Annotated in this window: 11 protein-coding genes; 5 read left to right on the plus strand and 6 right to left on the minus strand. The window is 72.7% G+C overall.

Annotated features, from left to right (window positions below; all coding sequences use genetic code 11):
* The first annotated feature begins 15 nt into the window (after window positions 1–15).
* From ACFPCV_RS02865 to ACFPCV_RS02885, 5 genes are read left to right on the plus strand one after another with little or no spacing between them, the layout of a single operon-like run.
* A complete protein-coding gene (locus ACFPCV_RS02865; protein WP_378054134.1) occupies window positions 16–927 on the plus strand; it encodes an ABC transporter ATP-binding protein in 912 nt (303 codons plus the stop codon).
* Window positions 924–1,673: an ABC transporter permease gene (locus ACFPCV_RS02870; protein WP_378054136.1), complete on the plus strand. Its 750-nt coding sequence runs from the start codon at window positions 924–926 to the stop codon at window positions 1,671–1,673. Before ACFPCV_RS02865 ends, ACFPCV_RS02870 begins: the two co-directional genes overlap by 4 nt.
* Window positions 1,673–2,587 (plus strand): hypothetical protein, encoded by a 915-nt coding sequence (locus ACFPCV_RS02875; RefSeq protein WP_378054138.1) that lies wholly within the window; start codon window positions 1,673–1,675, stop codon window positions 2,585–2,587. The genes ACFPCV_RS02870 and ACFPCV_RS02875 overlap by 1 nt, the downstream gene beginning before the upstream one ends.
* Window positions 2,584–3,270, plus strand: coding sequence for a response regulator transcription factor (locus tag ACFPCV_RS02880; RefSeq protein WP_378054140.1), 687 nt, complete (start codon window positions 2,584–2,586; stop codon window positions 3,268–3,270). Before ACFPCV_RS02875 ends, ACFPCV_RS02880 begins: the two co-directional genes overlap by 4 nt.
* Window positions 3,267–4,658, plus strand: coding sequence for a sensor histidine kinase (locus ACFPCV_RS02885; RefSeq protein WP_378054142.1), 1,392 nt, complete (start codon window positions 3,267–3,269; stop codon window positions 4,656–4,658). The genes ACFPCV_RS02880 and ACFPCV_RS02885 overlap by 4 nt, the downstream gene beginning before the upstream one ends.
* Here the strand turns inward: ACFPCV_RS02885 and ACFPCV_RS02890 are convergent.
* From ACFPCV_RS02890 to ACFPCV_RS02915, 6 genes are all read right to left on the minus strand, one after another.
* A complete protein-coding gene (locus tag ACFPCV_RS02890) occupies window positions 4,655–4,939 on the minus strand; it encodes a hypothetical protein (protein ID WP_378054144.1) in 285 nt (94 codons plus the stop codon). The two genes, ACFPCV_RS02885 and ACFPCV_RS02890, sit on opposite strands and share 4 nt — an antisense overlap.
* 319 nt (window positions 4,940–5,258) lie before the next feature.
* Entirely contained in the window at window positions 5,259–7,790 is a 2,532-nt protein-coding gene (locus ACFPCV_RS02895; RefSeq protein WP_378054146.1) for a PEP-utilizing enzyme, read from the minus strand.
* A 101-nt stretch (window positions 7,791–7,891) separates the two neighbouring features.
* Window positions 7,892–9,040, minus strand: coding sequence for an alkaline phosphatase PhoX (locus ACFPCV_RS02900; RefSeq protein WP_378054148.1), 1,149 nt, complete (start codon window positions 9,038–9,040; stop codon window positions 7,892–7,894).
* Window positions 9,041–9,129: 89 nt separating this feature from the next.
* Window positions 9,130–11,379, minus strand: coding sequence for a SulP family inorganic anion transporter (locus ACFPCV_RS02905; RefSeq protein WP_378054150.1), 2,250 nt, complete (start codon window positions 11,377–11,379; stop codon window positions 9,130–9,132).
* Window positions 11,380–11,585: 206 nt separating this feature from the next.
* On the minus strand, window positions 11,586–11,996 hold the full coding sequence (locus tag ACFPCV_RS02910) for a hypothetical protein (protein WP_378054152.1): 411 nt from the start codon (window positions 11,994–11,996) through the stop codon (window positions 11,586–11,588).
* 227 nt (window positions 11,997–12,223) lie between these two features.
* Window positions 12,224–13,735 (minus strand): S8 family peptidase, encoded by a 1,512-nt coding sequence (locus tag ACFPCV_RS02915; protein ID WP_378054154.1) that lies wholly within the window; start codon window positions 13,733–13,735, stop codon window positions 12,224–12,226.
* Window positions 13,736–13,949 lie beyond the last annotated feature (214 nt).

The following is a 13,949-nucleotide window of genomic DNA, read 5'->3' on the forward strand; positions in this document are numbered from 1 at the left end:
CGGCAGCCTGGCGGCATGGGTGACCCGATCGAGGCACGTGGCCTCACCAAACGCTACGGCGACAAGATCGCCGTCGATGACCTCACGTTCACCGTCGAACCGGGCCGGGTGACCGGGTTCCTCGGCCCCAACGGCGCGGGCAAGTCGACCACGATGCGGCTCGTGCTCGGGCTGGACTCCCCCACCGCGGGCACCGTCACCGTCGACGGCAGGCGGTACGCGGAGCTGCCGAGCCCGGCGCACGCGGTCGGCGCGCTGCTCGACGCGCGTGCCGTCCACCCCGGCCGCACCGCGGCGAACCACCTGCTCGCGCTCGCGCGGACCGCGGGCATCGGCAGGAAGCGGGTCGACGAGGTGCTGGGCATGGTCGGCTTGGCGGACGTGGCGGGACGCCGGGCAGGCACGTTCTCGCTTGGCATGTCGCAGCGGCTGGGCATCGCGGCGGCGTTGCTCGGCGACCCGCCGGTGCTGATGTTCGACGAGCCGGTCAACGGCCTCGACCCCGAGGGCATCCGGTGGATCCGCACCCTCATGCGGGACCTCGCCACGCAGGGCCGCACGGTGCTGGTGTCGAGCCACCTCATGAGCGAGATGGCGTTGACCGCGCAGCACCTGCTGGTCATCGGCCGGGGCAGGCTCATCGCCGACACCGGCATCGAGGACTTCCTGCGCACCCACGGCTCCGAGTCGGTCCTGGTGCGCAGCGAGGAACCGGACCGGCTGGCCCGCGTGCTGCGCAGGGCGGGCGCGGCACTGGAGTCCGAACTGGACGCACTGGTGGTCTCGGATCTGACCGCACGGGAGGTCGGGAAACTGGCGTTCGCGGAAGGGATCGCGCTGTCCGAGCTGACCCCGCGGCGGGGGTCGCTGGAAGAGGTGTTCATGGCACTGACGAACGACGTCGTGGAGTACGGGGTGCCGGCATGAACCTGGTGCGTTCCGAGTGGACGAAGTTCCGCAGCCTCCGGTCGACGTGGCTGACCGCGGCCGTGACGATGGTGCTGGGTGTCGGCGTCGGCACGCTGGCGTCGAGCGCGCAGTCCCGTGCCGGGGTCGGCGCCGACTGGGACCCGACGGCGGTGAGCCTGACAAGCATCATCGTGGCGCAGCTGGCGATCGGGGTGCTCGGGGTGCTGGTGATGACGGCCGAGTACGCGACGGGCACGATCCAGCCGTCGGTGATCGCCGCGCCCCGCCGCGGCAGGCTCCTGTCGGCGAAGGCGGGGGTGCTGTCGGGCGCGGCGGTGCTGCTGGGACAGCTGATCGGCTTCGCGTCGTTCTTCGCGGGCCAGGCGATGATCGCCGCCGCCGGCGCGCCGCACGCGACGCTGGCCCAGCCCGGTGTGCTGCGCGCGGTGATCGGCAGCGGCCTGTACCTGGCCGCGATCGGCCTGCTGGGCCTGGGGCTTGGCGCGGTGCTGCGGTCGACGGCAGGTGCGATCGGCACGCTCGTGTCGGTGACGCTGGTGATCCGGCTGGTGGCGCAGATGCTCCCGGAGTCGTGGCGGGACTGGATGGCCCGCTACTGGCCGACGGCGGCGGGCGAGCAGATCGTGGCGGTGGTGCCGGTGCCCGGCACGCTCGGCCCCTGGGAGGGCTTCGCGATCCTGTGCGGCTTCGTGGCGGTGGTGTGCGCGGCCGGGTACACGGTCTTCCGCACCAGGGACACGTGATGCCCGAGCCGCGTGCGGTGGCCGTCGGGGCGGTCGCGGGTGTCGTCGCGCTGACGGGCATGGCGGGGTGGGCGCTGCTCGGCGTCACACTCCTCGGGCTGGGCGCCGCCACCGCCCCGGCGGCCGTCGCGCTCGCCGTCGGCGGATCGGCGGGTATCACGCAGGACCTCGTGTCCGGCTCGGTTTCCGTGTTGCCGCTGGGGGTTTCGCTGGTCGGCGCGTTGCTGTTCGCGACCGTGCTGACGTCCTGGCCGCGGGTCGCCGGGGCGGTGGGCGTGTTCGTCGCGGGACTGTTCGCGCTGCCGTTCCTGCCCGCCGGTCAGCTCGACGTGCGGTTCTGGCCGACCCTGTTCGGCGGCATCGGGTGGCTGGTCGTGGTCGTCGGCGTCCGGGTCGCGATCTGGTGGTTTCCCCGGGTGCGGCGGGTGGTCGCGGTGCTCATGGGTGCCGCCGGGTTCTCGGTCGTGGTCGGCGTGGTCGCGTCGGCCTGGGGTGGCGCGCGGATGCTGGGCACGATGGTGCTCGCCGCGCCCAACCTCCTGTGCGTGGCGCTCACCCGCGGGTTCGGCGTGCCGTGGCAGGTGCACGGGACCGAGCTGCCGCTGCCGACCATCGAGACCGGTGCCGTCGGTCCGCTCGCGCTGCCGGAGTGGCCGCTGGCGATGCTCGCCGCGGTGGTCGTCGTGCTGGTGGCCGTGGCCGCGGGGTGGCACACACCGTGGGTGGCGGCCGTGTGCTTCGCGGCGATGGCGGCTTTCGGTGGTGCGGCGCTGGACATCGGCGCCGGACTGTTCCGCATCGAACTCGGGGTGAGCGGCGACGTGCTCGTCGCCGCCGCTGCCGGGCTCGCGGCCGGGACCCTGGCGTGCCTGCTCGTCGCGGCGGGGCGGTCCTGGCATCGTCGACGGACATGACGCCCAACCTGCTCGTGGTGGAGGACGACCCGACGCTGCGTGAGCTGCTCGCGGCGAGCCTGCGGTTCGCCGGGTTCGCGGTGTCCACCACCGCGAGCGGCGCCGACGCGGTGCGGATCGCCGCGCACCGGCCACCCGACCTGGTGGTGCTGGACGTGTTGCTCCCGGACGTCGACGGGTTCGAGGTGCTGCGCCGCCTGCGGGACGGCGCGGCACCCGGCCGGCAGGTGCCGGTGCTGTTCCTCACCGCCCGCGACGCGGGCGAGGACAAGGTGGCCGGCCTGACGGCGGGGGGCGACGACTACGTGACGAAGCCGTTCCGGCTGGAGGAGCTCATCGCCCGCATCCGCGCGATCCTGCGCCGCGCCGGCGGTGTCGCCCGCGACATGCTCACCGTCGGTGACCTGGAGCTGGACCCGGCGGCCCGGCTCGTCACCAGGGGCGGTGAGCCGGTGTCCCTGTCCCCCACCGAGTTCACGCTCCTGCGGTTCCTGATGGAGAACGCGGACCGGGTGCTGTCCCGCGAGCAGATCCTGCACCACGTGTGGCGCTACGACTTCGGCGGCGACGCGAGCATCGTCGAGTCCTACATCAGCTACCTGCGGCGCAAGGCCGACAACCGCGAGCCGCGGCTGATCCACACCGTCCGCGGGGTCGGGTACGTGCTGCGCAGGCCGCGATGAGGCGGCTGTCGCTGCGGGCGCGGGTCCTGCTGATCGCGATGACACTGCTGGTGGCCGGCATGGTGGTGAGCGACGCGGTGGTGCTGGTCGCGCTGCGGAAACCGCTGGTGGACCGGGTGGACCTGCAGGTGACGCTCGCGGCCCGGGTCTTGTCGGCGATGCCGGAGCCCCTGCTCCGCGACCTGACCTCGGACGCGCGGGAGCTGCCGGAGACCGAGCTGGCCGGCACCCTGTACCTGGCCTACCTGGACGCCGACGGTGCGCCGACGCTGTCGCTGCGCGGCCCTTCGGTCCCGGAGCTGCCCACCTTGGACCGGGCGGCGGTGCTGGCGCGGCACGGGCAACCGTTCGAGGTGCCGGGCTGGCGCGTGCTGGCGCTCCCGGCGCGCAGCGGCGGCGGCAGCGTGGTCGTCGCGGGCGCACTGTCCCAGGTGGACGCCACGATGGACCGCGTGCGGCTGGTGTGCCTGCTGGTGGGCGCCGGTTTGCTGGTGGTGCTGGCGGCGGTCGGCTGGTTCTGGGTGCGGGCCGGTCTGCGCCCACTGCGCCGTATCGAGGAGACCGCTGCGGCGATCGCGGGCGGCGACCTGTCCCGCCGGGTCCCGCCGACGACCGCCGACACGACGGAGGTGGGCAGGCTGACCACGTCGCTGAACGGCATGCTGGCGCAGATCGAGTCGGCGGTGGCGGCGAGGGCGCGGTCGGAGGAACGCCTGCGCAGGTTCGTGGCCGACGCGAGCCACGAGCTGCGCACCCCGCTGGCGGGCATCAGCGGCTTCGCGCAGCTGTACCGCATGGGCGGCGCGGAGATAGGCGCGACGATGGACCGCATCGAACGCGAGTCGCTGCGCCTGACCGGTCTGGTGGACGATCTGCTGCTGCTGGCCCAGCTCGACGAACGCGGCCTGGAGCTGCGACGGGCCCCGATGGATCTGCGCACGCTTGCGGCGGACGCGCTGCACGACCTGCGTGCCCTCGACCCGGCCCGCACGGTCACGCTCACCGGCCTTGGCGCCGACGACGACCCCGCCCCCGCGCCGGTACTCGGCGACGAGGCCCGCCTGCGGCAAGTGGTGAGCAACCTGGTGGGCAACGCGATCGCCCACACCCCACCGGGCTCGGCGGTCCGGGTGGGCGTCGGCACGGCGAACGGCGAGTCGGTGCTGGAACTCGCCGACACGGGCCCTGGCCTGTCCCCGGAGGCGGCAGCCAGGGTGTTCGACCGCTTCTACCGCGCCGACACGTCCCGCACCCGCGACCAGGGCGGCGGTGCGGGCCTGGGCCTGGCGATCGTGTGGTCACTGGTGACCGCGCACGAGGGCCGGGTGACGGTCGAGTCGAGCGTCGGCGACGGCGCGACGTTCCGCATCACCCTGCCGTGGGGCTAACCGTTGCGCATGGAGCGGCGGATCTCCTCCAGCTTGTCGCGCCCGGCCTTCTTCCGCGCCTCGAACTGGTCCTCGACGGCCTTGCCCTCCGGGGTGGCGTCGGCCAGTTCTGCGGCGCCGATCCCGGTGCCGACCTTGTTCTCGATCCGGTCCCGCACGTAGTCGAACGTGGGCACCCCCGCCTCGGTGTAGTCACCGGGAGGCACGACGGGCAACGGCGAGTCGGGTGCCCTGCCCTCCTCGACGATCTCCGCGTCGACGGGTTCCTGGTCCGCACTCATCGTCTACTCCGTTCGCCGTAACGGTGCCGAGCCTACCCGCGAATCCCCACCGCGGTCCGCGTCAAGGCGGACCTGGTGACCGCATGTCATGGCCAGTGTCCCGCGGGACACTAGGCGATTGATTCCGTGAAGATCATGTGAAGTGGCTTGGCGTACGAACCCCGTCATCAGGCACGACCCCCACACCGATGCGGTCGCCCGAGACGGGGCTGGGCCCATTCACGGCAACAACAAGCGCCGTGAATGGGCCGTTCAGGGCACCTCAGCGCCCTGAACGCGCCTTTCAGGGCACCGCCGCCGACTTCACGGAATCAGTCATCTAGTTGGGGACCGTGATGGGTGCCGGAGCCAGTACCAGCACGTCGCCGCTGGTGCCGTCCACGCGGACCAGTGTGCCCGGCGCGAGCCGCGCGGACGCGTCCCGCGCGCCGGTCACGCACGGGATGCCCAGCTCGCGGGCCACGACAGCGGCTCGCGACAGCGGCCCACCGAGGTCGGTGACGATCGCGGCGGCCGGGCCGAACAGCGCGGCGCGCCCCGCGTCCGCGACCCGTACGACGGCGACCTCGCCCGGTTCGACGTCCGCCTTGTCGTCGGTCAGCACGCGGACCAGGCCCTCGACGACGCCAGGTGACACGCCGAAACCGTGCAGCTGCTTGCCTTCCGGCACCGGGTCGACCGCGGCCTCCGGGCGCCACGAACCGCTGACCACGGCCGGCATCCGCACCTGCCGCAGCCGTTCGCGGTCGGCGCGGCGGTGTTCGATCCGGCGCAGCGCGTCGGCCGGCGGGCTGAGCAGCTCGTCCAGTGTCAGGTAGAACGCGTCGTCGACGTCGACGAGACGGCCGGCGTGCACCTGCCGCCTGCCCCACTCGCGCACGAGCCCGCGCAGTTCGTCGGTGTAGCGGACGGTGGCGTCGATGGCCGTGTCGCGCTGCCTGCGGCCCGCGATCGCCAGCTTCTCCACCACAGTGCGCTTCGCGCGCACCGGAGTGTCCGTTGTGGACTCCGCTGCGAGCTCGGGGGTGTCCTCTTCGGACTTCTCGGCGGCTTGCGGCGTGGACGGCTGCTCCGGTTCCGGCTTCGGCTCGGCCGGAGTCGGCTCCGGTTCCGGCTTCGGGCGCCGCGCCGCGCTCAGTGCCGCCGCGAACACCAGCTCAGGACGCTGTCCGAACGGCGAACCGGCCAACTCGGTCTCGCACGGGCCCCGGTGCCCGATCCTGGCCAGCACCTCGTCGAACAACGCGCCGAACTCCGGCGACTTCTGCCGCACCGCGTCGACGTCGCCCCACTCGGCCAGCGCACGCAGGTCGTCGTCGGCACCCAGCAGCTCCGCGAGCCCGGCGACCGCCGCGTAGACCGGCTCGTTCTCGACGTCCACGCCGCGGCCGAGCACGGCGATGTCGGCCTTCGCCCGCTTCCGCAGCGGCGCGCCGGTGAAGTACGCGACGTACTGCCCGAGCTGCGTGAGCGTCCAGCCCTCCGCCAGCCGGTCCCTCAGCAGCAGCGCGCGCACCGCCAGCGCGCCGTCCGACAGCGCCGACACGTCGGCGCTGTGCTCCTGTTCCGCCGCGGCCGCGAAGTCCCGCACCGAAACCCGGTAGCGCCGGGCGACGCCCGCGAACCGGACCCACGCACCCATCCGCGCGACGACCCCGCGCCGGGCGGGCCGTTCGAGCGGGAACAGGTCGGCATCGGCGCGTGGACCGATCAGCTGGTCGGTGACCGTGCGCTCGGACCAGCCGGGCGGCGGGGCCGCCGCCAGCGCGGAGACCCCGGCGTACAGGTGGTGACCGAACACGGCGTGGCCGCGGCTCGCCCACTCCTCGGCGACCGTCGTCGGCAGACCGAGGAGGCCGGCGAGGGTACGGCCTGCCGCACGCAGACCCGAGGTGTGCACGTCGATCGACAGCGGGGTGAGTGGCCCGGGGAACAGCTCCGCGGTCTGCTGCGCCGCGAACACCGGGTAGCGCGGGTCGATCCGGTCGTCCATCTCGACCGCCATGCTCGGCAGCGCGACGGACGCGAGCGTGGTGCCGTCCTCGGGCCTGCGGCGGCGGGGCGGCACGGTCGCCGGGATCGGCAGCCGGGCCGGGTCCGGCTGGGCGCCGTCCTTGGTGAGCTTGCGACCGCGGGCGCCGCGCGCCAGGTCGGCGACCACCTCCGCCGAGGTCCAGCCGCACTCGAAACCCCAGTCCCGGGCGCTGCCCTTGCGGTCGGACGTGGACATCGCGGGGTGGACCGGGATCCCGCGGGCCGACACGCCGCGCAGCGAATCCCGCGCGGCGGCGGCCAGCAGCACGTCCGGTGCCGAGAGCGTGACCACCCCGACGCGGTCGGACGTGATGGCGTGCAACAGGAAGCGCACCAGGTCGTCGTGGTGCAGCAGCCGCCACTGGGTGTCCCTCGGCGCGGTCAGCAGCGTCGCGACGGTGCGGCACGCCTGCCAGTCGAGCAGCCGCCCGCCGAGCGGCGCGGTGCGGACCACCACGTGCTGCGCGCCGCTGTCCCGCACGACCTTGTCGGCGTCGGCCGCGTCCGGGCCGTGCGCGATCGGCACCACGAACCGGATCCCGTGCCGCGCCGCGGCGTTCGCCAGCCTGCGCAGTGCGGGAATGCCGCCGGACTCGGGCACCTCGCGGTCGACCGGCGACAGGTGCACGACCACGTCGGTGCCCGCCACCAGCGACTCGGCGGTCGCCGCGTCACCCGCTGTGAACGCCACGTCGGGCGGCAGGTCACGGTGGGCCTCGGTGCCGACCCCGAGCACGTCGTGCCCGGCACCCAGCGCGGCTCTCGCGAACGCACGACCGAGGTCCGCCGTGACACCGCTGATGAGAACGCGCATCATGGCCCCTTCCCGACGGCCGCCGTACCCCCGAACCGCCCACGCGCAAGTGAACGGTTACCGGCGGCACGGTACACGCGCAGTGACGGGGCCTCACACCGACCTCACCTCCGAAATGGTCCTGTGACCTCGTAGGTGATCCCGCCGGACGACGAGCCGGTCGTGCCGCGCTGTGACGAGAAGTAGAGGCGGTCACCCGAGGGGGTGAAGGCGGGCCCGGTGATCTCCGACCCGCTCTGCCCGGAGATCCGCAGGAACGGCGCCACGATGTCGTCCGGCGTGATGATGCAGATCTCCATGTTGGCGCCGTCCTCGGCCACGAACAGGTCGCCCGACGCGGTGCCGGTGACGTTGTCGACGCCGGTCAGCGGGGCGGAGCCGTTGGTGACGAGCGAGTCGTCGTAGGCCAGCTCGTAGGTGCCGGCCGCTAGGTTGACCTGCCAGACCCGGTTGTCACCCTTCGTGGTGAACCAGGCCGTGTCGTTGGCGTAGTGCAGGCCCTCGCCGCCGTTGAAGCGTTTCGCGCCGGAGACCTGGTCGCGGGTGCGGGTCGGCGAGCCGTCCGGGTCGGGCACGGTGGCCCACGTGAAGCTGCCGGACGTGGCCGACCCGGCGACCAGCACCTGCAGCGTGCCTGCCGACAGGTTGCCCCACGTGGTGGGGACGAACCGGTAGAAGCAGCCGTTGGACACGTCCTCGGTCAGGTAGATCGCACGGCGCACCGGGTCGGCGGCGGCCGCCTCGTGGGTGAACCGGCCCATCGCCGGGCGCTGCGTCGGCGTGCCACCCCACGGGTCGGTCTCGTAGACGAAGCCGCGGTCCACCTCCTCGCAGGAAAGCCAGGTCTGCCACGGGGTCGCACCGCCGGCGCAGTTCTGCCGGGTGCCGGACAGCACGCGGTAGGCGTCGGTGACGGTGCCGTTCGCATCGAACCGCAGTGCACTCGCGCCGCCGGCGGGGTTGACCTCGGAGTTGGAGACGTAGATCCAGCCGGTGCTGTCGGCGAACACCGCGCCGCCGTCCGGCGCCGGGTGCCAGGTGTAACCGGCGACCCGCTGCCCGGACCGCGCCACGACCCGGCTGGCGAATCCGGCGGGCAGCCGGATCCCGTTGGCGTCGGCGGCCTGTAGCGGCCCGTAGGGGCTCGGGCCGTTCTGGGCCGGCGCCGCCATCGCGGCCGGAGTGAGGGTGTTGCCGAACGCGGTGACGCCCGCGCCGACCACAGCGGCACGCAGGAAGTTCCGTCGTTTCACCGATGCCTCCGAGGAGTGGTTGCCCGCCTACGGCGGGTCATCACCAGCGTATGCGGGCAACCCTTCCCGGAGAAGTGAACTTTCGCTGACTACTCGGCTGTTTGTCCACTGTGGACTGACGCCGGGCCGAAGTCGCCGGTGGCCGGGTCGTGCAGGTAGACCCGGGCGGCGGCCACGTCGAAGTACATGCCGATCAGCCGGAGCCTGCCCTGCCCGACTGCCGCCGCCACCAAGGGGTGCGCGCACAGCCGGTCAAGCTGCGCGAGCACGTTGTGCAGAGCCAGGCGGTCCCACTCCGCGACGGGCACGCGCCCGCCGATCTTGGGCGGCGGCTGGGTGTGGAGCCGCTCTAGGCTCGGCTCCGCGTGCCGCAGCCACGAGGTGAGCGCGGGCGCGCCCGCGGGCGGTCCACTCACCAGCGCCTTCATCGCGCCGCACGACGAGTGCCCGCACACGACGATCTCCCGCACGCCCAGGGTGCCGACGGCGAACTCGACCGCGGCGGCCACGGAGCCGTCCGTGCCGACGAGGTTGCCGATGTTCCGCACGGTGAACAGGTCCCCCGGCCCGCTCGAGGTGATCACGTTCGGCACGATCCGCGCGTCGCCGCACGTGAGGAACATGGTCGACGGGGCGTGCACGTCCGCGAGCCGCCGCAGGGTGGGCTGCATCAGCCGGGCCACGTTGCGCTCGTACTCCGCGGTGCCGCGCAGCACCGACGGCGGCGCGGTCCGCTGCGCGGGCACCACCGGTTCCGCCGCCACCCGCTGCCACTCCGACCACGGCGCGAACCACCTGGGCACGGCCCGGCGCGCCGCGCCCTTGTGCACGGTCGGGTTGCCCGCCTTGCCGCGGGCGAACCACGGGTGCCCCAACTCCTCCACGATCACCGTTCCGCCGCCGCGTTCGTGCGCCTGCTGCCAACTCGACAGCGTCTCGAACGCGGCGTGGTCGAGGTAGTCGACGACCAGTTCCAGGGTCACCGTGCTGCCCGCCGGTATCGAGCCGAGCACCGACGACAGACGCGGGATCGACAGTGCCGCCAGCGCGCCCTCGACCACGATCCGCCAGCCGTCGCCGTCGCGTTCCGCGCGGATCCCCGACCACAGCAGGCGCCGCAACGTCAGCACCGCGGCGACGCCCATGCCCAGCAGCACCCCGTACATGAGGTCGATGCCGACGACGCCGAGCAGCGTCGTGAGGTAGACGAGCAGGTCGCCGTGCTGGCGGACCTCCTTGATCCGGCCGAGGTCGATGAGCTTCGCGCCGATGTAGATCAGCAGGCCGGCGAGCGCGGCGAGCGGGATCTCGCGCAGCAGGCCGGCGAGGAACACCACGAAGAGGAACACCCACAGGCCGTGCAGGACCGCGGACACACGGGTGCGGGCACCGCTCGTGACGTTGGTGGTGCTGCGGACGATCACGCCGGTCACCGGCAGCCCGCCGAGTGCACCGGAGGTGATGTTCGCCGCGCCCTGGCCGATCAGCTCGCGGTCGAGGTTGGCGCGCGGTCCGGTGTGGAGCTTGTCGACGGCGACGGCCGACAGGAGGCTTTCGACGCTCGCGACGAGCGCGATCGTGATGACGGCGACGGCGAACGCGGCCCAGTCACCGTCGGGGAAGGCCGGCACGAACGACAGGTGCAGCACGTCGGCGGGCACGTCGACGCGGTCCAGCGACAGGCCGGTGACGACGGCCAGCACGGTCGCGCACAGCACGGCGACCAGCGGCCCCGGGATCGCGCGCACCCTGACGGGCAACCTGCCCCACAGCAGGAGGATCGCGAGTGTCAGCAGCCCGACCGTGGCGGCCGCCCCTTCTGCGCTGACGAGCTGGCCCGGCAGCTCGATGAGGTTGTCGACGGGTGCGGTCTGGGTGTCACCGCCGAGGACGACGTGCACCTGCGCGAGGACGATCGTGACACCGATCCCCGCGAGCATCCCGTGCACGATGGCCGGGGAGACGGCGAGCGCGGCCCGCGCGACGCGGCTCGCCCCGAGAAGCAGCTGCACGACACCGGCGAGCACGGTGATCGCACAGGTGGTGGCCCAGCCGAACCGGTCGATGGTCTCGGCCACGATCACGGTGAGCCCGGCGGCAGGCCCACTCACCTGGAGCGGCGCCCCACCGAGCAGCCCGGCGACGACACCGCCGACGACGGCGGCGACGAGCCCGGCGACGATCGGCGCCCCGGACGCGAACGCGATACCGAGCGAAAGCGGGACGGCGACGAGGAAGACGACGAGCGAGGCAGGGACGTCGTGCTTGAGGTTCGCGGTGGCGCAGGACAGCAGCTTTCTCGGTGGCGGCGGCAGGTCCTGGCCTGAGGGCTCGATCATTCGCGACTCCGTGATCTGTCGAGATACGCGGGGAGGGATCCGTCGAGGCCCGATCGGCCTGTCGTCCGTCAGGAAACCCGAAGAGCCGGTGTGTTGTCCGCTACATGAAAGATGTCCAAATTCGCATCAGTGGCGGCTGACCTGTGCGTTCCTGCGTGCCGTCACCGGTGCGTGTGAACGGAACTCCACCCGGTCCAGTGATCGAGTCACGAACCGTCGAGGTCATCCACGACGGTCGCGTTGCCCGGGGCGGCGGGGTCGTAGGCGATGGTCGCGGCGGTGCCGACGGGCAGGTGGACGAAGGCCCGCGCCTCGGCACGGAGGACGCGGCCGGCCGCGTGCGCTTCGAAGGTGTGCGCCTGGAGGACGCGGTTCCTGATGCGAATGGCGGTGGCGCGGGAGGAGACCAGCCGCGCGGGCACCATGGTGCCCGCGGTGAGGAGGTGCTGCCTGCGAGCGTCGTCCCGCTGCCACCGGAGGAGCACGACGAGAAGCGCGACGACCGCGAGCAGTGCGACGACAAGCGGCACGACCGAGCGGAGTACCAGGGCCAGCAGGAGGAAAAGCACGACCTGCCCAGCGAACACCCCGATCACAACCCGCCGCCCGGCCCGCATGAGCAGACGGTGGCCGAGCCGGGGTGGGGAGTCAACGCCCTGCCCGAAGGTCCGCCCCGACGGCCGCACCCCAGCGCGATGGGCGCTCAACGAAGCCGCGGCGGGCGCCCCGAAGCGAGCCGCGGTCGAGCCGAGCGGCTTGCGCGTCGGCTGCCGGGCCCGCGAACGAGAACGCCCCGGGTGCCGTCCGACAACGGCACCCGGGGCGTTCCGCTATTTCAGCTGACTCAGCGGGTCACCGCGTCCAGAGCGTCCACGACACCGAAGCCGTAGAAGCCCTTGCCGGACTGTCCGCCCTGGCAGGTCGCGAGGAACTGTCCCGACCCGTCCGGGTCGTAGACACCCGCCGGGCACGGCAACCGGTCGGCACGCAGGCCGAGCGACGCCGTCACCAGCGGAGCGGGCCAGTTGCCGTGGGTGCTGCGGATCAGCGCCACGACCCCGGCCGCGTGCGGGGAGGCCATCGAGGTGCCCTGGGAGTAACCCCAGCCCCCGCCGGGGATCGTCGACAGGATCCGGCCGTTGCCGGCCGGGGTGTCGGCGACCTGACGCGAGTCACCGCCGGGGGCGGTAACGTCGGCCTCGATGACACCGTAGTTGGAGTAGAACGACTTGCGGATCTCCGGGCCGATCGCCGAGACACCGACGACACCGTTCAGTTCCGCCGGGATGTCCATGCACTCGTTGCCGACGGTCCGCTCGACCGGCGTCCCGTTGTTGGGGCTGCCGCTGTCGGTGATCCGGTGGGACAGGTCCCAGTTGCTGTTGCCGAGCGCGGCCACGTTGACCACGTTCCTGCGCACCGAGTAGTCCACGGCCCGCTGCACGGCCTGGATCACCGCCGCCTGGTCCCTGTCGGTCTTGCACCACAGGTACCACGGGTCGATGAAGTACGAGTTGTTCGTGACGTCGATGCCCTTTTCGGCCGCCCACACGAACCCGCAGATCGCGTACTCCGGGTAGATGAAGCCGTCGTCGTCGACGACCTTCACCGAGGCCAGCCGCACGTTCGGTGCCACACCGGCGACACCGACCCCGTTGCGTGCCGCGGCGATGGTGCCCGCGACGTGCGTGCCGTGTGAGCTGGTCGTCGGGGCCCACGCCGCCGGGGACGTGTCGGGCACGCCCTCGTTGGTGCAGCCCACCGACGTCGACGCGTCCACGTTCGGCGCGAGATCGGGGTGCGCAGCGTCGATGCCGGAGTCCAGCACACCGACGACCACGTCGCGGCTGCCACCGGAGATCGCGTTGGCCTGGTCCGACTTGACCGCCCGCACGCCCCACTGGTTGGCCTCGAGCGGTTCCGGCGTGACGGCACCGGCCACTGGCGCCGACTTCGCGGCGGTGGTCGCCACGGCGTCGATCTTCGCGAGCATGCCCTGCTTCTCCGCAGCACCGGCCGCACGCGCACCAGCCGCCGCCTGACCAAGCTCAGCGAGGTTCCTGGAAGCACCCGCGCCGGCGACGCCCGGCTTGCGCCGGACCTCCGACGCGAAGTCCGCGCTGGTCGACGTCGCGATCACGACCCCGATCTGCGGCCAGCTCTGCAGTACCTCGCCGCCGGCCGCACGGATCGACGCCTCGGTCCGGCCCAGCGACCCGTGCTGCGGTCCGAGCACGACGAAGTGCGCCTCGGCCGCGTCCTGCGCGACGGCTGGGGTGGCGGTCACCGCGGTGACGCCGGCAGCGGACACCGCAACCGCCGCCGCGACGAACGCTCGGAAGGTGGTTCTTCGCACTTGGGATACCTCCATCTGCGCGTCCCACCCGGTCGCCGCCGGTCTGGCGGGCCGTGGGTCGGCCGGATGCACGCAACCACCCGAAACGCCGCGGATCAAGGGCCCGTTCGGAGGTTCTTTGCCAGAACCATCAGCTTTCACCCAACTCAGTGTCCGAGGGGCACCGAGTGATCACTCAACGTCCCGAAACACCCTTCGGGTCACTCCCTTGGAC

Source organism: Actinophytocola glycyrrhizae (assembly GCF_042653545.1).
GTDB classification, from domain to species: Bacteria; Actinomycetota; Actinomycetes; order Mycobacteriales; family Pseudonocardiaceae; genus Actinophytocola; species Actinophytocola glycyrrhizae.

Bases quoted from the DNA above. Each gene is read 5' to 3' on its own strand.
- ACFPCV_RS02865 (WP_378054134.1), top strand. From the start codon at position 16: ATGGGTGACCCGATCGAGGCACGTGGCCTCACCAAACGCTACGGCGAC.
- ACFPCV_RS02870 (WP_378054136.1), top strand. From the start codon at position 924: ATGAACCTGGTGCGTTCCGAGTGGACGAAGTTCCGCAGCCTCCGGTCG.
- ACFPCV_RS02875 (WP_378054138.1), top strand. From the start codon at position 1,673: ATGCCCGAGCCGCGTGCGGTGGCCGTCGGGGCGGTCGCGGGTGTCGTC.
- ACFPCV_RS02880 (WP_378054140.1), top strand. From the start codon at position 2,584: ATGACGCCCAACCTGCTCGTGGTGGAGGACGACCCGACGCTGCGTGAG.
- ACFPCV_RS02885 (WP_378054142.1), top strand. From the start codon at position 3,267: ATGAGGCGGCTGTCGCTGCGGGCGCGGGTCCTGCTGATCGCGATGACA.
- ACFPCV_RS02890 (WP_378054144.1), bottom strand. From the start codon at position 4,939: ATGAGTGCGGACCAGGAACCCGTCGACGCGGAGATCGTCGAGGAGGGC.
- ACFPCV_RS02895 (WP_378054146.1), bottom strand. From the start codon at position 7,790: ATGATGCGCGTTCTCATCAGCGGTGTCACGGCGGACCTCGGTCGTGCG.
- ACFPCV_RS02905 (WP_378054150.1), bottom strand. From the start codon at position 11,379: ATGATCGAGCCCTCAGGCCAGGACCTGCCGCCGCCACCGAGAAAGCTG.
- ACFPCV_RS02910 (WP_378054152.1), bottom strand. From the start codon at position 11,996: ATGCGGGCCGGGCGGCGGGTTGTGATCGGGGTGTTCGCTGGGCAGGTC.